This window comes from Bradyrhizobium sp. P5_C11_2 (assembly GCF_054049755.1).
Genome location: NZ_JBFULT010000001.1, coordinates 20,859 through 39,729, shown reverse-complemented (window position 1 = coordinate 39,729; position 18,871 = coordinate 20,859). Strand labels below are relative to the sequence as shown.

General features: G+C 63.8%; 17 protein-coding genes. 10 read left to right on the top strand and 7 right to left on the bottom strand.

The window, feature by feature from the left end:
* Positions 1 to 101 precede the first annotated feature (101 nt).
* Both ACXJL8_RS00195 and ACXJL8_RS00190 read right to left on the bottom strand, forming a co-directional pair.
* Positions 102 to 2,129, bottom strand: coding sequence for an AI-2E family transporter (locus ACXJL8_RS00195; RefSeq protein ID WP_456684434.1), 2,028 nt, complete (start codon positions 2,127 to 2,129; stop codon positions 102 to 104).
* Positions 2,130 to 2,526: 397 nt separating this feature from the next.
* A complete protein-coding gene (locus ACXJL8_RS00190; protein WP_456684433.1) occupies positions 2,527 to 3,198 on the bottom strand; it encodes a DedA family protein in 672 nt (223 codons plus the stop codon).
* Between the two features lie 523 nt (positions 3,199 to 3,721).
* Between ACXJL8_RS00190 and ACXJL8_RS00185 the strand changes: the two genes are divergently transcribed.
* Together ACXJL8_RS00185 and ACXJL8_RS00180 are read left to right on the top strand one after the other, a co-directional pair.
* A complete protein-coding gene (locus tag ACXJL8_RS00185; RefSeq protein ID WP_456684432.1) occupies positions 3,722 to 3,895 on the top strand; it encodes a CsbD family protein in 174 nt (57 codons plus the stop codon).
* A gap of 770 nt (positions 3,896 to 4,665) precedes the next feature.
* Entirely contained in the window at positions 4,666 to 5,007 is a 342-nt protein-coding gene (locus ACXJL8_RS00180) for a hypothetical protein (protein WP_456684431.1), read from the top strand.
* Positions 5,008 to 5,189: 182 nt separating this feature from the next.
* Here the strand turns inward: ACXJL8_RS00180 and ACXJL8_RS00175 are convergent, their stop codons facing one another.
* The 5 genes from ACXJL8_RS00175 to ACXJL8_RS00155 all read right to left on the bottom strand — a co-directional run bounded on the left by ACXJL8_RS00175 (position 5,190) and on the right by ACXJL8_RS00155 (position 10,908).
* Complete coding sequence (locus tag ACXJL8_RS00175) at positions 5,190 to 5,393, bottom strand: hypothetical protein (RefSeq protein WP_456684430.1); 204 nt, start codon at positions 5,391 to 5,393, stop codon at positions 5,190 to 5,192.
* A 131-nt stretch (positions 5,394 to 5,524) separates the two neighbouring features.
* On the bottom strand, positions 5,525 to 5,986 hold the full coding sequence (locus ACXJL8_RS00170; RefSeq protein ID WP_456684429.1) for a DUF6641 family protein: 462 nt from the start codon (positions 5,984 to 5,986) through the stop codon (positions 5,525 to 5,527).
* A 114-nt stretch (positions 5,987 to 6,100) separates the two neighbouring features.
* The gene (locus ACXJL8_RS00165) at positions 6,101 to 7,498 is read right to left on the bottom strand and encodes a hypothetical protein (RefSeq protein ID WP_456684428.1); all 1,398 of its coding nucleotides are present in this window, start codon (positions 7,496 to 7,498) and stop codon (positions 6,101 to 6,103) included.
* A gap of 1,271 nt (positions 7,499 to 8,769) precedes the next feature.
* Positions 8,770 to 9,588 (bottom strand): hypothetical protein, encoded by an 819-nt coding sequence (locus tag ACXJL8_RS00160; RefSeq protein WP_456684427.1) that lies wholly within the window; start codon positions 9,586 to 9,588, stop codon positions 8,770 to 8,772.
* Positions 9,589 to 10,023: 435 nt separating this feature from the next.
* Positions 10,024 to 10,908 (bottom strand): LysR family transcriptional regulator, encoded by an 885-nt coding sequence (locus ACXJL8_RS00155; protein ID WP_456684426.1) that lies wholly within the window; start codon positions 10,906 to 10,908, stop codon positions 10,024 to 10,026.
* Between the two features lie 279 nt (positions 10,909 to 11,187).
* On the opposite strand from ACXJL8_RS00155, the gene ACXJL8_RS00150 reads away from it, so the two are divergent.
* The 8 genes from ACXJL8_RS00150 to ACXJL8_RS00115 all read left to right on the top strand — a co-directional run bounded on the left by ACXJL8_RS00150 (position 11,188) and on the right by ACXJL8_RS00115 (position 18,610).
* Positions 11,188 to 12,081: an NmrA family NAD(P)-binding protein gene (locus ACXJL8_RS00150; RefSeq protein ID WP_456684425.1), complete on the top strand. Its 894-nt coding sequence runs from the start codon at positions 11,188 to 11,190 to the stop codon at positions 12,079 to 12,081.
* Between the two features lie 257 nt (positions 12,082 to 12,338).
* Positions 12,339 to 13,217 carry an NmrA family NAD(P)-binding protein gene (locus ACXJL8_RS00145; RefSeq protein ID WP_456684424.1) on the top strand — a complete coding sequence of 293 codons (879 nt, stop codon included), beginning with the start codon at positions 12,339 to 12,341 and terminating at the stop codon, positions 13,215 to 13,217.
* A gap of 27 nt (positions 13,218 to 13,244) precedes the next feature.
* Positions 13,245 to 14,039, top strand: a complete 795-nt coding sequence (locus ACXJL8_RS00140) for an SDR family oxidoreductase (RefSeq protein ID WP_456684423.1) — start codon at positions 13,245 to 13,247, stop codon at positions 14,037 to 14,039.
* Between the two features lie 34 nt (positions 14,040 to 14,073).
* Positions 14,074 to 14,616 (top strand): carbonic anhydrase, encoded by a 543-nt coding sequence (locus ACXJL8_RS00135; protein ID WP_456684422.1) that lies wholly within the window; start codon positions 14,074 to 14,076, stop codon positions 14,614 to 14,616.
* Positions 14,617 to 14,726: 110 nt separating this feature from the next.
* The gene (locus ACXJL8_RS00130) at positions 14,727 to 15,242 is read left to right on the top strand and encodes a DUF1993 domain-containing protein (RefSeq protein ID WP_456684457.1); all 516 of its coding nucleotides are present in this window, start codon (positions 14,727 to 14,729) and stop codon (positions 15,240 to 15,242) included.
* Between the two features lie 112 nt (positions 15,243 to 15,354).
* Positions 15,355 to 15,816, top strand: coding sequence for a DUF4126 domain-containing protein (locus ACXJL8_RS00125; RefSeq protein ID WP_456684421.1), 462 nt, complete (start codon positions 15,355 to 15,357; stop codon positions 15,814 to 15,816).
* Positions 15,816 to 17,198, top strand: coding sequence for an FAD-containing oxidoreductase (locus tag ACXJL8_RS00120; RefSeq protein ID WP_456684420.1), 1,383 nt, complete (start codon positions 15,816 to 15,818; stop codon positions 17,196 to 17,198). Before ACXJL8_RS00125 ends, ACXJL8_RS00120 begins: the two co-directional genes overlap by 1 nt.
* Positions 17,120 to 18,610, top strand: a complete 1,491-nt coding sequence (locus tag ACXJL8_RS00115; RefSeq protein WP_456684419.1) for an FAD-dependent oxidoreductase — start codon at positions 17,120 to 17,122, stop codon at positions 18,608 to 18,610. The genes ACXJL8_RS00120 and ACXJL8_RS00115 overlap by 79 nt, the downstream gene beginning before the upstream one ends.
* The last annotated feature ends 261 nt before the right edge of the window (positions 18,611 to 18,871 follow it).

Below are 18,871 nucleotides of genomic sequence, written 5' to 3'. Positions count from 1 at the left end.
TCCGCAGCGGATCGAAGGTGGGTGGTAACAAGTGTCTGCTTTGGTCCAATCGTCTCCTCAAATGAAAGCCCCACGCCAAGAGTCGGCTTGGATCAAAACTTTCATTCTTTTGGCTTCGTAGGGATGTTGAGTTGGGCTTTAAGCTCACGGATTCTCTCCGCACGCGGGCTCGACTGCCGTGCCGCTTCTCGCGCAACTGACAAACACGCCTCAACGCCTGCATGCAGCGTGGCCACGTAGTGGTCCGCGCCGATCTGGTTGCGCAGCGTTTCATCCCTCAGCACGGCATCGGTCGACGGCCACAGGCCAACCAGGACCGGAATTTCGCCTGCGCGCTGGCGCAGGCGCCGCAGCAGATACCGTAGGTGCGACGGGGTGCCGTTGATGTCCAGATAGGAGACGCAGATCATCGCCACCCCCTGCATCTCAAGCTCTCCGATCCGGCTGCGCTTCGTGACGGTGTGCGAAAGAACGCGCGCGCCAACGCCATGCTTCTTGAGGAGTTGCGCCATCATGGCAGCAGCGGCTTCGTCGAGCGGCCCCCGTCCGGCAATACACAAAACCGGAGCTTGACCACGCCAGAGCGGCGGAAGTTCCTGCGGCTCGGGCGCTCGATCCGTGACAGTCCGACTCTCCGGCAGTGCTTGCTCGGATTGGGAGGGAATATCCGCCGAAGCCTGCCGTTCCGACTGCTTTGGATCGGGGTCGCTGTCCTCATGATCGTCCAGGTCCTCGATCAGTTCACGGACAGTCTCTTTGATCAATAGGATCTGGTCTGGCTTGAGTACGCCACGTCGCGCATCATCGGCGGCCATCTGCAGCCCTTTCAGCGCCACTTCGTCGTAGTATGACGACAGCGAGCGCTCCTTGAGCAGTTGCTCCGCGTGCTCCTCAGCCTCATCGGCGTCCCCCGCCAGCATGCGCTGATAGAAGTTCTCGACGGGCGTAAGGGCTGGACGGTCGCCGAGGAGGACGTCCAGGAACTCGAGGTGCTCGATGTGCTTCCCGAGAACGACCAAGCACAGGGTCAGCGGCGTCGACATGAGCAGCCCAACAGGGCCCCACACCCAGGCCCAGAACAGGGCCGAGATCACCACGGCGATCGGCGACATGCCTGTGCTGTGGCCGTAGAGGAGCGGCTCGACACCGTTGCCGATCACTGGCTCAGTCACGAGGAACAGGGCCGCCGTCCACAATGCCATCGACCAGCCTGGCTCTGCAGCAGCCGCCAGCAGGATCGGGCCTGCCGCTGAGGCGAACGCACCGACGTAGGGCACGAAGCGCATGATCGCGGCGACGACACCCCACAGAACGGGGCTCGGTACACCGATCAGCCAGAGCCCAGATCCAATCAGCACACCGAAGGCGATGTTGATCCCGAGCTGTGCCAGGAAGTAGCGGCTCAACCGCCGTGCCGCATCATCCAACGCGGCCGTGGTGCGGTGCAAGTCGTCTGACCCGAAGAGGCGGATCATGCGGTCGCGCAGATCCTGGCGCTGCATAAGGATGAAGATCAGCACGACCAGGATGATGACGGTCGTGGCGAGAGGCTGGAGCAGAGGACCGATGAGGCGTTCGGTGAGCGCCATGGGCGTTGGAGGAGGCTCCCGGACCTCGACAGGGACCGGCTTCGGAGCCTCTTGTGTCGGCGTGGCGTTACTGCCGCTTTCTGGCTCATCTGCGGGCTTGCTGGGCTGCTCTGTGCGGGTTTGGGCACCGCGATTGAGCTGGTTCAGCACTTCAGAGACGCGGCCGAGAGCGCCCTCCTGCAAGCCCAGCACCTTCTGCTCGATAGCTCGCTGATAGTAGGGCAGATCCGTCGCGAGCTGAGCGACTTGGAGGCCGATCACCCCGGCCACGGCCGCAAGGAGGCCGAGAGCGACAAAGACGGTGACGAGCACCGCCAGGATACGCCCTATGAAGCGACGCAGGAAGCGGACAGCTGGGGCGAGGAGAAAGCCCAGCAGGACGGCCAGGGCGATCGGGATGAAGATCTCGCGGCCGAAGTGCAGCACCGCGACCACGAGCACGAGAACAGCCGTGGTTCCGAGACCAGATGGACCAGGCGTGGAGGGTGGGAGCACTCGTGGCGTGCCAGGCTGAGCTTCGGGTTGGTTGGCGGCTTGCATCCCGTCCTCGGCGAACTCACGACAGTGGCAAGCGCTCCGCGTGGCGGAGGCCCAGCTATAGAAAACGCTGCCGCTCATCCTTGTACCATGGATCAGCGTTGAACTGCTCAAACGGCCTGCGTTCGTAACAGACCTCGCCGATTTGACCGTCAGAGTGTCTGGCTCGATAGGCTCCTGAAATGAGGAACTCGTCAGGAGCGGCAGCCGTGTTCTCAAAGCATAGTCGCGAGGGACAGCCGGCGAGGCCCTCTTACCGTATCGCCCGATGCACATGACAGCGAGACCGACGCGCAGCCATTGAGCCCCCTCGTCAATTTTGACATAACGTTTCGGAAAGAAGACCAATAACGAGAGAGGGCCATGTCGTTGTTTTGGATAACACCAAGGCCGTCGACCACTACTTACAGGTAGACTGCTGAGTTTTTCCAAAGCAGATCTCGCCAGGGAATGCCCGCTCAGCCGCTTCCATCCATCTTGCTTCGTGTTTGCGCATCAGCATCACCAACCAGATAAAGCCGGCAGCGGCGACTGCCAGCATAATGATGCCTGCTGGCCCCGTAAGAGATTCGATGCGTGAACCGAAGAAGTAAGCCCCGCAACCGAACACGGTCGCCCAGACGACGCCGCCTGTCGCGTTGAACAGGAAAAATCGTGGCCACGCCATCTGGTTTGCGCCAGCTAAGAGCGCCGCCAAAACACGTAGCACCGCGACGAAGCGGCCGAAGAATACGACTTTTCCGCCGTGCCGCAGGAAGAGGTATTGTCCTAGCTTAATCTTATCTGGCGTAATCCCGACACGAGGTCCGTGGCGGATCAGCACGCGCTGTCCGATGCTCCGGCCGAGCCAGAAGCCGAGACTATCTCCGATGACAGCGCCTGCAGTCGCGGCTGCGATGACGCTGACGAGCGTGAGATTGCCAGTTGCTCCAGCGTAGATTGAGGCAGTGACGAGGCAGGTCTCACCGGGGAGCGGCAGACCCATGCTCTCCAGCCCGATCACCAGCGCCACGATCCAGAGACCGTGCGCAGCGATCAGGCTGGACAGATCACCGAGAATGAACTCCAACATGCACGAACAGCCACCTGAACCAACACATAACCGCCGAGGCCCGACAGCATAGACACCGACCCGAGACAGCGGGCCGGTGATCGCTAACGAGCGGCTCTACAGGAAAGCTTAGTCACAGTTTTCTCTTCGCACCGTCTTCGAGTCACCGAGCTCATTCTCCTTGTGGACAGTTGTATGCGAGCAGCCGCCCCGGCGCTCGACGACAGTGTCGCGATCCGGGCCAGTCGCCGCGTGCCCGACACCTGCGCCAACCGCTGCACCGACCGGCCCGCCCACGGCGGCACCAGTAGCAGCCCCGACGGCGGCCCCTCCTTCAGCAGCAAGAGCGGCCGAGCCGATCAGTGTTGTAGCCGCGATCACAAGCGCAACGCGTTTCATGGCACACCTCCGCGATCCGAAGGCCATGCAACGGTTCGGTATACGTTTCCGTTCCGCGGCCGAATAATCGGAACTGTCGGGTTAGGCTGAGCGTTTCGCTGCGTCGAGCGCAGTATAAGTGGCTTAAAATATTCTGGAGGAAGCGATGGACAAGGATCGAGTCGAAGGGTCGGCCACCAACATGGGCGGCAAAGTCAAAGAAGGTGCAGGCAAGCTCACCGGTGATGACAAGCTGCGCAGTGAAGGCATGATGGATCAGGTGAGAGGCAAGGTTCAGAACGCCGTTGGAGGTATCAAGGATACGCTGAAGGGCAAGTAGCCAGCCGATGCTCGCCAGCTAACTGGGCTGGCGAGCTTCCCTGAAGCTGAGGATAAGGAGAAGCGATGTTTAGAGGTGGGCTACTCTGGCTGCTCGGCATTCCGCTACCGATCATTCTGCTGCTCTGGTTGTTTGGCGTCTTCCACTAACGCCTTCCCTCCTACGCCACCCAGGACAAGCGACAGGTTTGCTCGCTGTTGAAGGAGCGAACCTGCCGTCGCGTCAAAAGCGGAGCGATTGAGCACATAGCCCTAGACGAGCGCGGCACATGTTTCCCTGCATGTGTGGATTAAGCGACCATTCCGAGCCCAACGACGCAGCCCACCAACGTCACTAACGACAGGCCGAATCCGAGGCTTGCCTGAAAAAGGCTGGGGCCGCTGACCAAGCGTGTTCCTTCGTTGCTGCTCATACCACTTACCTTGGCTGTTCGGGCTGGGGCTGCAACGCGGACCGGCATCATGCAGTTCCAGGCATTTGGGGATGGCCCTTGCAAGCTATCCAGTCCGCAGCAGAGCGAGGGCGATTGCATTACACCGGCGACGAGCGCACCTCTCGGCTTGCCCCAGCTCCCTATGATGCCTCTCGTCGGCAAGCCGCTGGACCAGCTCTCGCCGGGTGCCCGCGAGGCGCTGATCGCGGCACGGGGGCTGTCAGGCTGTTGGCCGGGACCGTATGTACGCGGGCAGCGCTGAAAAGCGCCCAGCGTAGGCGGCCCCAGCGTTACTCGGCCTCACTACCGCGATAAAGGCTGAGCGAGATCGATACGCATGAGCACGGGCATCCGGCTGATCGATGAAAAGGCGGCAACGGAGAGCATCGGTCGCCTCGCACAAGGCAAGCTCAGTCTCGAGGTGGTCGGAGCGTTAGCCGGTGAGATAGCGCGGTGGCTTGAGGACCATCCCGATCTGCCCATCGTCGCAGTTTCGGTACGAAGCGGCGGCCGACTGCAGAAACTCTGGGTGCTATTCAGCGCGGTCGAAGCGCAGCGGAAGGACGTCCAGAAGAGCAACGATGCTTTGATGCTATTCAAGGCGACTTGGAATGTGCCTGAGCGTGGTGTTCAGTGGCTTGTGCCTCCAGATAGCCGCACGGTGCTGTATGCGCACTGAGGCTTCGGAGTTGGGCTACTGCCTGTGAAAGCTCCAGCGAATGTCCTGTGGGGCATCAGTGCTGCTGCCCAGCCCCGGCAGCTCCCCTGTGAGCCCGGGAACTCAAGACGCTTGTGCTGGGGCATCCCAGGCCCTTGCTGACAGCTGCAGGACCCGGAGAGCTGCGAGCACCTCTCCTACACTCAGTCGGCGTCGTAGATGAGACAGGCCAGCACGTTGCCGTGCGCGATCGTGCGCTGGCCCGCATCCTTGGTCACGTTCTGACCTGGGTAGTAGTAGCCGAGCGTTCTCTGCGCGGCGTCCAGCGCCTTACGCCGTCCGTTGTTCTCCGTGACGATGTACCCCAATGTTCGCAGGTAGCGATCCTTGATCGTTTCGCGGCTCATATGAATTCTCCTGAAGAGAAATTGGGGTAGCCAAGCCGGTCACCTGCAAACGAGCAGCGCTGCCGCTGGTCATCCTCGGAAGGTGGGGACGACCAGGCACATGCTGGCCTGGTCGTTTGCCGGTGGCGCGCTCAGGCGGCCTTCTTCCGACGCTCCGCCATCATCAGCCCACGAGCCGCTGCGGCTTCCTTGATTTGAGGATCCAGCTCACCGGCGCGCACTGCGGTGATCAGCGCGTCGACGACGCCGGGCAGCTTGTCGAGGCTGCCGATGCTGATCGCGGCCTTTCCGGGCTGAAGATCTAGAGGGCGGCCGCCGACCCGCATGATGAAGTGGACCGTGCCGGCCTCATCCTGGAACCAGCCCTTGCGCACACGGCGAGCCACCTCCACCCGCACGCGCTCGCCTTCAGCATTCTTGCGGATCGCCGCCACCTTCGGCGGCTCGTACAGCCGACCCTCAAGGGCGGCGCTCGCCATGTTTTTCTGCTCGGTCAGCTGACCCAGCAGCTTCTCGCGCGCGCGGGAGAGAGGATCATTGGCCGACGCGGCGGGCGCGGCAGTACTCAACTTGAGCGTCTTGAGCACGGACATCTGCATCTCCTTACATGTGAGCTCGATCAGCTCTCATGTCCGGGACGGTAATGCCGCTATCCTGCCGTTCAACCGAAGATTTTCGGGTGGCGCTGCAAGGATTAACAGGCAGGCCTATGCATGCTTGTAAGCCGGCGCCATCGGGTTGTTGCTGCGGAAAGGCCTCATTTCCCGGCGGAAAAGTTCCACACCGTTATACACCTCGACAGCTGTCAGTTGCTCACCCTCCCAGCATGCACGAGCCATCACGCGCGGGACCGGCCGCCCTTCACACCTGCGATTGCCGTACAAACCGCTCACCGCGAAGCGCTCAGCGTAGTCAGCTTTTCCCATGATCGGGGATTGGCGGTCCCGGTAGCCTCGCCCAAGATTCTGCCAAATGTGGTGAGTCAGCCAGGCGTGGTTGATTGGATTTTCGCTGGCGCAGTGACTGCGGCCCATGAGTTCTTCGCATCGTGTATAGCTCAAGAAATTGACGTGGTACGTCTCGCCGTTGGCCTTAATCTCACCCGACAGCTTGCCGCCGTTAACCCACAGCGAAGCTTCCAGCTTGAGGCCATTAAATGCATCAATGCCTGGCGTGATCTCGTCCGCGAAGCTTCTTGCCGGCTCCGCCCCGCTCCCAGTCCAGGTTGCCTCCTGGTGCTCCTTGTCAGCCGGCTCCGCCTTACTCTCCTCGAACTGGCAGTCGGCACCGGGGAACCACGGCCAAGTCGCGTCCTGCGGGTGCTCGGCTTCCGGCTCCCGAGCCGCGGCCGTGCTCGGCGCGGCCCTTCTTTCTCTCGAGCTTAAATGGGCTGCCACATCTTTGGCTGAGCGAAGCTCACTCACTACTGGCGAGCCGGCAGGCGAGCCAGGGTGTTCAGGTGGCGTGGCGAGCGCCACCTCGTCCGCAGGACTAATCACTGGAACACGCGGAGCAAGACCCAACGACCGACGAGTGGACCGGAGGTCCATCTCAGCCATCCGTTCTGTGTCGTTCCGTTCCGTTAAGTTTCGTTCCGTAGAGAATGCTAAACTACTTGCGCCGTTGAAGTTTCCGCTCCATTTGCCACAACTTGGCAACAAGCTGGCTGCATCCGCGTTACGTGTTGGATACGAGCTGTGTACGTCCTGGTCACGAGCCGATGACGTGCCACCTGCAATGCCGCGGGTGTTCGACCGACCGGTGCCACATGCCAGAGCGTCGGTGTCAAACGCCTGAGGGAAACAGGCGATTAGGTCAGTCAGGATGTTGCCATCGTTCTTCAGCGCTGTTTGGCGCTGCCGTGCAGTGAGCATCGCTGTTTCGGGAAACTCTCGAGTCAGGTATTGGCCGCCCACCCGGAGGCGCACACTCTCAACAAAGCTATCGCGCTGTTTTTGGCTGAGAGGGCGCCCGGCGAGCAGCACCTTCACGCATTGTGCCATGATGCTGCGGTCGATGTTGTCGGTTCGTGGGCTTCGTGTACCATCTTCGTAGGATTGGGCGACCTTAATGGCGAGCCTGAGCCACTGTTCGGAGTTCTTCATGTGAGTTCCTTTCGAGATTGGGCCTCCTCGGCCCCTTCTCGGAAACACTGCTGAACTCACGCTGGCCGCGTCAATATTATCTGCTTGGCGGGCGTTCGGCAGCCCACTTGCAAAGGACGAACGGGAAATCGGTGCGGCGAGGCTAAGATTGGGGCTGCCAAGCGAGGCAAGCCGCTGTCTGAGGCTCACAAAGAGGCAATCCGAGCGGCACGCACGGGAGTAGCCCAGAGCGACGAGCACAAGCGTAAGCGCATCGAGGCTATTAGAGCCACCAAGCAGCGGCAGCGCGAAGAACGTCTGGCGCTCACAACCCGCGTGGCTGAAGCCGCATAACGTGCTGGCGCGGCGGGGTGGGAACATGCCCACTTCGCACCGTACCATGGTGCTGCGGGCAAGCTCCTGCCCACATAGGGCTGAGCATGAGAAAGCCCCGGCGCGGGTCCGGGGCTCTTACTCTCACCTCAGCGGTCGAGCTGCAGATAGCAGTTACCGAACGGATCCCGTCGTCTCGACAACGTCGCTGGGCTGAGCCTGGGCCGCGGGGACTGGACGCAGTGTGGTGGTCAGCTCGGAAGCCGGACGCACCGCCGCCGTAGAACGGGCCTGCTCGCGGAAGAGCGGCGGGGTGAGGTTGATACGGTCCTCGRCCATCGCGACACCCACCGTAGCGGTGGAGGCGAGAGCAGCGAGGGCGAGAAGCTGAAGGGCGCGCATGGATCGTCTCCCGTGAGATCGGTCCGGGTAACCAACCGATGCGTGGATTGAACCACAGATTCGTGCGCTGCGGTTTGCGCATTTCGCAACGCACCATATTGCGGTTCCGCCACCCGAGATCAGATATTCTGCATCTCCCTGAGCGCAATAAACGATGCAGAAACCGAACAAGCCATGCGCTTAGCGCCTGAGTAGAAAATATTGATGCCGGCCTAAACTTTTTTGCACCGCGAGATAGTACGCGGTCGACCGAATGACGAGGCGATTTAGTGCTGCATCGTCTCGGACTGCAACTCTGCTCGCCGCTCGTGGCAAGGCTCGCACAGCCCTCGCAAGCAGCCCGGTTCAGAACGCCGGAACGTCGGCGCTAATTCGCCTAAACGTCAAAAATCACTTCGGATGTCCGGCTATGGCCGTCGGGAAAACAGTTAGTATCATGTATGTAAAAGTTGTGAAAGCTAATCCTTCTTAGAACCCGTACGAGTCTTCAATCTCTCAAACCCACCTCTTTTCGACATCGACCAATCCACATACGCGGTGATGTCCTTGTCCTTCCACTAGCTCCTCTGTAATGACATGGCCGTGCCATTCCATGCCAGCTGCGCAGTGGACATCTTGTAGTTCGCCTCGATTCGAAACTTCATGGAGTACCGCACCAGCGTCTTAATGTTCTCAGCTACAGGCTTGTGCTGGTGGAACTCCGTGACGTTCACCTGATATGGCCTGCTGTAGCCCTTAGATCGGAGCGCTTTGGCGAACTCCTCGCGGGTCACATCGCCCAGGTGCACCAGCGCATGTAGGTGTGGCTGCCACACCGTTTGATCGTAACGGTAGGCGAACTGCGGCCATTCCGCCTGCAGCGCGAGCTTCTTATTCCGACCCAGCTTGGTCTCGGCGTCCTGCCAGTCGTGCCGGTCCATCTCCCACCAGCCCGTGTAGTGCACGGAGTTCCAGCGGTTGTCTGACTTCCGCTTATAGCGGATCATGTTGCGGACGCTCGTCTCGGTTTCATCCATGCATGGATCTACCGTGCCAAGATCCAACGTAGGCGGCACCAGTAGCGTGAGGAATGCCATGTCGTCATTGGTGGCTCCTGCGAAGTACTTCTTGATGGCCTTACCTGTTTCTTTGCCACGCTTCACCATGAAACAGCGCGGGCACAACGGTACACCGCATAGCCGCATGTTATGTCCGTTCTCGTCCATCGTGCCGCAGGCTTCCATTCGCTCGTACTTGTCGTGCCTCCAACCAATTGCTTTCATCACACGCGTGCGTTGCTCGGCCATTCCCGGAAACAGGTAACGGATGTTCCTCCGCTCCCAATATGTGAGCTCCGGGATGAGCGCGGATCGTATTTCTTTGATGGTAGTTTCCATGTTGTCTGGTCCTTGATGTGAACTCTTGTTCCCATCTATTTTATGMCAGACGCGAAATTCGATTTTTACCTGAGCATCATGGGACGACAGCCAGCTGCGGCGTCATCACCGAATACACTGGGACGCGCCGGCAGGTAGGCTGCTGCGTCCTCGCGGCCCTATGGCTCAGGGACGTCGCTGCATCCACGTCCGCAGCCACGCCAATCCGAGAGGGAAGAAGATCGGCGTTGTAGAAAGTCAGAGGGTGCCATTCCAGGCGGTCCAGTGGCCCAACTTCGGCAACTCCTGGCCGGAAGCAGCACGTCCGCTGCGAACTGAGTAAGACGGGATAAAGGACATTTGGCTTGCGACCCAACCCGGTAGCATAAGCTGTTGAAGATGCCGCTCGATAGTCGATTTGGATGTAGATCATAGGGCGTGCAGGTGACCGCACCCTCAGTTGTCACGCAATTTCTCAGTGATGAAGTCGACGAAAGCGCGCGCGGCCATGCGGGTCGCGCGACCCATCGGAAAGTAGGCGTGGACCGGAAGCTCCGCCATTTCCCAGTCCGGAAGCAGGTTCACGAGCGCCCCTTGGTTCAACTCGCGTCGACACCCCCACGACGTCGATGAGGTGATCCCCAGACCGCTGGCCGCCGCCGCAACGGCTCCTGCCGTGTCGTTGGTCGAGATGTGGGGTTGAACGGCAACCTGCACCGTCTCGCCGTCGCGCTGAAATTGCCAGGACGAGGCCTGCATCGCCGCCGGGCCGGCCACGATGCGATGCTTCTCGATGTCGGCGGGTACCTGCGGGGTGCCATGGCGCGCGAGGTAGGTTGGAGACGCGACGGCGACGCGCCGCATCTTTCCGATCAGCTTCGTCGTCCCGGTGGCGTCCGGGAGCCGGCCCACGCGGATGCCGACGTCGACCGCCTCCTTGACCATGTCCTGGTTCCGGTCGTCGAGCATGACCTCGATGCGAAGGTGGGGATGTACTTCCGCGAACGCCGGCAAGCTCGGGATGACGATGCTGATGGCCAGCGTCGACGGCATCCCGACTCGGAGCAATCCGCGTAACTCACCGGTCTCGCGCACGCTGTTCTCGGCGTCCTCCAGGGCGGCGAGTATCGGCTCGATTTGAGCGAGGAATCTCTGCCCGGCCTCCGTCGGCGTGACCGCTCGCGTGGTCCGAGCGAGGAGGCGCGCACCCAGTCCCGCCTCAAGCTCGGCGATCATCCGGGATACCTGCGACTGCGCGAGGTCGCATTCGCGCGCGGCCGCCGAGAAACTGCCGAGGCGGGCGACGCGCGCGTAGAGCTTGAGGCTCAGAAGATCCTTCACGGATCAACTCCTGACCGGAACACGATTCCCGGACGTCCCCGGCTCTCGCCCGGCCGGATACTAATGCCGGGCCAGCATAGAACATAGCGGAATTCAGCGACTACCGAGCAGAGGCGGTAGATAGGATCTTCCAACCCAGCCCGGCGACGTATGCCGGATTAGAAGGTCGGTGCCGCCCCGGCCAATCCCGGCGGCAAGTGGTTTTCTCCAATCACTGCTCAAAACGCAGACCGGCACCTGTATTCGCCGTGCGCGCCCTCATGTCTGAAGGAGATCATCATGACCACCGTTCTCGTAACCGGCGCCTCGGGTGACACCGGGCGTCCCACCGTCGAACGACTGCTCGAAAAAGGCCTCAGCGTCCGTGCGCTGGTACGCAAGGACGACGAGCGGGCCCAGCGCCTGCGCGACCTTGGCGCCGAGGTGGTGCTCGGCGACATGAGGAGCCTGCGCGACATCCGGCTCGCCATGGACGGCGTGCGGCGTGCCTACTTCGTCTATCCGCTGGAGGAAGGGCTGGTCGAGGCCGCTGTCATCTTTGCGCAGGCGGCGAAGGAGCAAAACCTCGAAGTCATCGTCAACATGTCCCACAAGCAGGCGCGCCCGGCCGCACGCAGCAAGGCGAGCCAGAACCACTGGCTGTCCGAGCAGATCTTCACCTGGTCCGGTGTGCCTTCCGTGCACCTGCGGATCACCTTCTTCGCCGAGTGGCTGCTCTACATCGCGCCGCAGATCCGCTACGGGCGCTACGTGATGCCCTACGACAAGGACAGCCGCTTCGCCCCCATCGCGGGCAGCGACATCGCCCGCATCGTCGCCGGCATCATCGACAACCCGGGGCCCTACCTCGGGCAGGCCATCGCCCTGCATGGGCCGGTGGAATACAGCCACGAGGAGCTCGCGGCCGAGGTGAGCCGCGTGCTGGGCAAGGACATGCCCTACGAGCACGTCACTGTGTCGACGTTCCTGGAGCTTTTCGGCCTCCAGGACGCCCAGGCCATGCGGCGGCACTTCGAGGCGGTCACCATCGACCAGCAGGAAGGCCTGCTCGCGGGTACCGACACCATCGGCAGGGAGATCATCGGACAACCGCTCGTGACCATCGAGGAGTTCATCAGGGCGAACCTCTCGAAGTTCGTGCTCGAATACCCCCTGGCCGCCAGCCGGCGGTGACAACGTCCGGCGACCGCCCGGTGCCTCAGGCCCGCGGTCGCCGGACCCCGGTGATTGATGCTGGGGCGAGATAGATATTAGCCGAAAACAGCGGCTACCGGCCCAGCCGCCCGCGGCCGATAACCAACACATCGAAACGGAGGCGCCAGGCAGCGGCGCCTAATCCAGCAAAGTCCAGCGCGAATAAAGTCACCGCGCCCACTAACCCAAATAACTTCGATGATCGTGTCAACCCCCTTTCCGAAGGAGCTTTCGTCATGTCCAAGAAGGTGCTCATCACAGGTGCGACAGGCGACACCGGCCGTGCCGCCGTCCGGGAAGCCATCGCTCTCGGACTCGACGTCCGCGCGATGGTGCACAGCAGGGATGACCGCGCGGCGGCCCTGGAGGCGCTGGGCGCCGAGGTAGTGGTCGGCGACCTCTTGGAGATCAACACCGTCCGCGACGCGATGAACGGTGTCGAGGCGGCCTACTTCGTGTGGCCGGTCCAACCCGGCCTGATCAACGCCACGGTGAACTTCGCCCAGGCCGCGAAGGAGACGGGCGTCAAGACCGTCGTCAACCTCTCGCAGCGCTCGGCCAACCGTGAGTCCTCCAGCAACTCGTGCCGCGACACCTTCATCGCCGAGGAGGTTTTCAACTGGTCGGGCCTGCACGTCATCCACCTGAGGCCGACCTACTTCTTGGAGTGGCTGCTCTACCCCTGGCAGCTCCCCTACCTCCAGCAGGGCGTCCTGCGCATGCCGGTCGGCAAGGGCCGCCACTCGCCCATCGCCGCCGACGATCAGGGCCGCGTCATCGCCGTGCTTCTGAAGGACCCGGAAGGGCACATCGGCACCACCATCCCGATCTCCGGTCCTGTTGAGATGGACCATGAGCAGATGGCCGCAGAGCTGTCCGAGGCGCTCGGCCGCAAGATCGTCTTCCAAGACCTGCCGGTCGACGAATACGCCGCCTCCATCACGGAGATGGGCGTGCCCGCCTACATCGTGCAGCACCTGAGCGGCGCCATGGTGGACTACCAGAACGGCCACATGTCCGGTGCCGACGACAACGTCGAGAGGCTGACCGGCCGGCGCTCCATGACCGTCGGCGAGTTCGCCCGCCTGCACGCGGACAAGCTCAACGCCCACTGACATCCACCGGCGCGGACCCGCCTCCGGATGTCCGCGGCCTCCCTCATCCCCAATCCGCATGAAGGATTCACGGTCATGGACATCTCCGGTTCTGTCGTCCTGGTCACGGGCGCGAATGGCGGCATCGGGCGCGCCTTCGTCGCCGACTTGCTGAAGCGCGGCGCGGCCAAGGTCTACGTGGCGGCACGCGACACCGCTTCGCTCAGGACACTGGTCCGTGACGGCGACCGCCGCCTCGTGCCGCTGCCCCTCGACGTCACCGACCCCGACCAAGTCGCCGCCGCCGCCGGCGTGGCGAAGGACGTGACGCTGCTCATCAACAACGCCGGATTCGCAGCCTTCCAGGGCTCGATCTCCGCCCCCGACATCGAGGACGCACGGCGGGAGATGGAGGTGAACTACTTCGGCACGCTGGCGCTAACTCGCGCCTTCGCGCCGGCGCTGGCGGCGTCCGGCGGTGGCGCCGTGCTGAATATGCTGTCGATGTTGGCGCTGGTCAGCCTGCCGCTGGCGGCGACCTATTCCGCCTCCAAGGCGGCGACCCTGTCGCTCACCCGCAGCATCCGCGCCGAGCTCGGCGCGCAGGGCACGCAGGTCGTCGGCGTCTTGGCGGTTCAAACTGAAACGCCTCTGGGGGCCAAGCTGCCCGAGCCGCGGATGTCGCCGGCCGAGGTCGCCTCCGACGCGCTCGACGCGGTGCAGGCCGGCACGAACGACGAGATCGTCGCCGGCGCCCAGTCCCGCGGCATCCATCAGGCCTTCATGGCCGACCCGAAGGCTGTGCAGGCGATGATGTCCACTCGCCTGCCCAAGCACGCCTGACCGACCGCAAAGCCGTAGATCTCAGGAGGCGACCATGGACTTTCTCGACACGCTGCTAAAGCGCAACGCCGACTTCGCCGAGACCGGCTTCTCGGCCGGCATGAAGATGATGCCGTCCTGCCGGACGATGATCATCGGCTGCGTCGACCCTCGGGTCGACCCGATGGACATCCTCAAGCTCAAGCCGGGCGAGGCCGCCATCATCCGCAACGTGGGTGGCCGTGTGAGCCCGGCGCTGCTTGAAACCCTGGCGCTCCTGCGGGTCGTGTCTCGGGCGGGCGGCCAAGAGGTCGGCACCGGCTGGAACCTGATCGTCCTGCACCACACTGATTGCGGTATCATCGGGTGCTATCATCACGCGCCTGACATGCTGGCCAAGCACATGGGCGTGTCGAGGAGCGGGCTTGAGGCAGTCGCGGTGACCGACCCCTACGAGGCCGTCGCCGTCGACGTGGCCGCGCTCAAGGCCAACCCGAATCTTCCCGGTGGGTTCATGGTCTCCGGCCTCGTGTACGATGTAGCCAAGGGAACCATCGACACGGTCGTTCCGCCGGCTCTGCTTCGACCCGAAGACTGACGCTGGAACGACGGCTCAATGCGGTCGTCCGTCCTCAGAATGGTGCGTGATAATTGCATACGGCGCTGTCGATGCTGCATTCGACGGTTCTGACAGCGGAGAACAGAGCGATGTCTCTCTCGATGTACCAAGCCTCGATTCCTGTCTTCACGCGGGGGCTCGGGGTGCTGTCGGACCTGCTCGCGAAGGGCGAAGCTCATGCCCGGGCGAGCGGCCTCGATCCCGCAACCATGGTGGCGACCCGCCTCGCCCCCGACATGTTCCCCCTCTCCGGGCAGGTGCAGCGGGCGAGCGACACGGCCAAGTTAGCGGCCGTGCGCCTCTCGGGCGGGTCCGGGCCCTCCTTCGCCGACGAGGAGGCGACCCTCGACCACCTTCGCGCGCGATGCGCGCGCACGGTGTCCTACCTGGAGACGGTCCCTACCGAGGCTCTGGAGGACAGCGAGGCACGGCAGATCACGTTCGGCGGCGGAGCGCTTAAGGCGACGCTCTCAGGAGACGCGTATCTCCTCACCTTCGCGCTGCCGAACTTCTTCTTCCACGTCACCACCGCCTACGACATCCTGCGCCACCTCGGCGTTCCCCTCGGTAAGATCGACTACCTCGGCATGCACGATCGCACGTGAGAAGCCGACGCGGCCGGGTCTCCCTCGATTAGGGCCGCTGCATCACGCCCTCGTCGAACGACAGTCGGACACGGCGCCGGCCCTCGAAATTCGAAGCAAGGAAACAGCGATCATGACGATGCTTCTTCTCGCGCTGCTCGTCGGCGTGATCGCCGGCCTGCGCGCCCTGACGGCTCCGGCCATCGTCAGCTGGGCGGCGGCGCTGGGCTGGCTGAACCTCGACGGGTCCTGGCTTGCCTTCCTGGGCTATCGCTTCACGCCCTACGTGTTCACGGCCCTGGCGCTGGTCGAGTTCGTCACCGACCAGCTGCCGAGCACCCCGAGCCGGAAAGTACCGATGCAGTTCGCCCCTCGGCTCCTCACCGGCGCGCTCTCCGGGGCGGCGGTCGGCATCCCCTCCGGCCAATTGGTTGGCGGCCTCGTGGCCGGCGTCGTCGGCGCCGTTATCGGGACCTATGGCGGCGCCGCGGTCCGCGGGCGTCTGGCGGCGTCCTTCGGCAAGGACCGACCCGCCGCCCTCATCGAGGACGCCGTCGCCATCTTGGGCGGCGCCCTGGTCCTGGGAGCGCTGTGATGTGCAGCCGCTTCGACGCCATCGTGATCGGTGCCGGGCAGGCCGGGCCGCCGCTGGCCGGGCGCCTCACCGCCGCAGGCCAGCGGGTGGCCGTCATCGAGCGCAAACTCTTTGGCGGCACCTGCGTGAACACCGGCTGCATGCCGACCAAGACCCTCGTGGCGAGCGCCTACGCCGCCCACCTCGCCCGGCGCGCCGCCGAATATGGGGTTGTCCTCCAGGGAACGGTGGGCATCGACGCCAGGGCGGTGGCCGCACGCCAGCAGGGCGTCTCCACCAAGGCGCGGGCCGGTGTCGAGGGGTGGCTGCGCGGCATGGAGGGCTGCACCGTCCTCAACGGACAGGCCCGGTTCGTATCCGGGCATGCAGTGGCGGTCGGCGACGAGGTGCTGGAAGCCGACCGCATCTTCATCAACGTCGGCGGCCGCGCGCACGTACCTGCCATGCCGGGCATCGATGCGGTCCCGTTCCTGACCAACACCACGCTACTCCAGCTCGACACGGTGCCCGAACACCTCGTCGTGGTCGGCGGCAGCTACATCGGGCTGGAATTCGCCCAGGCCTACCGCCGCTTCGGCAGTGAGGTCACCGTCGTGGAGATGGGACCGCGTCTGATCGGGCGCGAGGACCCGGACATCTCCGAGGCGGTCGCCGCCATCCTGCGCGACGAGGGCATCGCCCTGCGGCTGAACGCCGAGTGCATCCGGTTCGCGCCCCACGCCGACGGGGTCGCTGTCGGGGTGAACTGCACCGACGGCGAGCCGGAGGTGGTCGGTTCGCACGTGCTGCTGGCGGTGGGCCGTCGGCCTAACACCGACGACCTCGGTCTGGAGGCGGCCGGCATCGTCACGGACGCGCGCGGCTTCATCACGGTGAACGACGGCCTTCAGACCAGCGTTCCGGGGGTCTACGCGCTCGGCGACTGCAACGGACGCGGCGCCTTCACCCACACCGCCTACAACGACTTCGAGATCGTAGCCGCGAACCTCCTTGACGGCGCGAGCCGCAGGGTGAGCGACCGGATCCCCGGTTACGCCCTATACATCGATCCGCCTCTCGGCCGGGTCGGGATGAGCGAGGCGGAGGTCCGCGCGAGCGGCCGTCCTGCGCTAATCGGCACCCGGCCGATGACCCGCGTCGGCCGAGCCGTGGAGAAGGGCGAGACCAAGGGCTTCATGAAGGTGCTGGTCGATGCCGAGAGCCAGGCGATCCTGGGCGCGGCGATCCTCGGCACCGGGGGCGACGAGGCGGTGCACGGCATCCTCGACATGATCAACGCCGGGGCGAGCGCTCAGACCGTGCAATGGGCTGTGCCGATCCATCCGACCGTGTCGGAGCTGATCCCGACCGTGCTCGGGGATCTGAAGCCAATCAGTCACTGAGGGAGGCTACAATTGGCGCGGTCGAACGCTACGACATCCTGATCCTGGGCGGAGGCAAGGCCGGCAAGACGCTGGCGATGGATCAGGCCAAGACCGGCAAGCGCGTCGCGGTCGTCGAGGCCGGGATGATCGGCGGCTCCTGCATCAACATCGCCTGCATCCCGACCAAGGCGCTGGTCCGGAGCGCGCAGGTTGCGGACCTGTTCTGGCGCGCCGAGGAGTTCGGGGTCGTACTGCCCGAGGCGCCGACCGTCGACATGGGTCGTGTGGCCGCGCGCACCGCGGAGGTCGTCGCCGGCATGGTCGAGGTCAACGCCAAGGCGTTCGCCGCGAGCGGGTTCGAGCTCGCGCTAGGCTGGGGGCGGTTCATCGAGCCCAGGGTGATCGAGGTCGCCGCTGAGGGAGGCACGCGCCGGCTCACAGGGGACCGCATATACCTGAACCTCGGCACGCGCGCCGCCATCCCGCCCGTGCCCGGTCTGCGGGAGGCGGCCCCGCTCACTCACGTCGAGGCATTGAAGCTCGACGTGGTGCCCGAGCGCCTGTTGGTAATCGGCGGCGGCTACATCGGGATGGAGTTGGCACAGGCCTTCCGGCATCTCGGGGCCGAGGTGACCATCATCGAACATGGGCGACAGCTCGCTACGCGCGAGGATGCCGACGTCGCGTCCGCGATCCAGGATCTGTTCTCGGCCGACGGCATCAAACTGGCCCTGGACGCCCGCATCGCCGAGGTCACAGGCCGCTCTGGCGAGAGCGTCATGGTGCGTCTGGAAGATGGACAGAGCTTCACCGGATCGCACGTGCTAGTGGCGGCCGGCCGGGACCCGATGACGAGGGACATCGGCCTCGACATCGCCGGCGTGACGCTCGACGCGCGCGGGTTCATCTTGGTCGATGACCGACTGGCTACAAGTGCGCCAGGCATCTGGGCACTCGGCGAGGTCGCCGGCAGCCCGATGTTTACGCATGTCGCGCTCGACGACTATCGGGTGGCCAAGAGCGGCATCGTGGGTGGGGACCGCACGACCAAGGATCGGCTCGTGCCCTACAGCGTATTCCTCGAGCCCGAGTTGGGTCGGGTGGGCCTGAGCGAGCGCGAGGCCGCGCGGGCTGGAGTACCGTATCGCGTGGCGCGGCTCGCGATGGATGCCGTCCCGCGGGCTCGCACGCTCTCGGCGAGGACGGGCTTCATGAAGGCGCTGGTGGGCGATGACGACCGCATCCTGGGCTTCGCGATGCTGGGTGCCCAGGCCGGCGAGGTCATGGCGACGGTGCAGATGGCGATGCTCGGCGGCCTACCCTACACTGCCTTGCGCGACGGCATCTTGGCCCACCCTACCTTGGCGGAGGGGCTCAACATGTTATTCGCGCCCGTAAGCGAACGTAGCAGTTTGTCGAAGGCGGCCTGATCGCTCGTTGACCAGCAAGCGCTCGGTCGAACTAACAGACCGGCGGGACGACAACCGAGTCGGCTGCGATAATTTCCAGGTTTGCCACTAGAACGAGGCACCTGTCGACCTCAGCAAAACCTCGCTTGCGCCGCACACGACAGCGGCTGCGACATGGCCTGATCTTGTTCATAGAGGGGGCGGTCGGTTGCCATGATGCAGCGGTTCAGAATCGTCCCTACCCGAACCTGTGGTCAAGGCTGAGATGATGTCCGCTTCGGA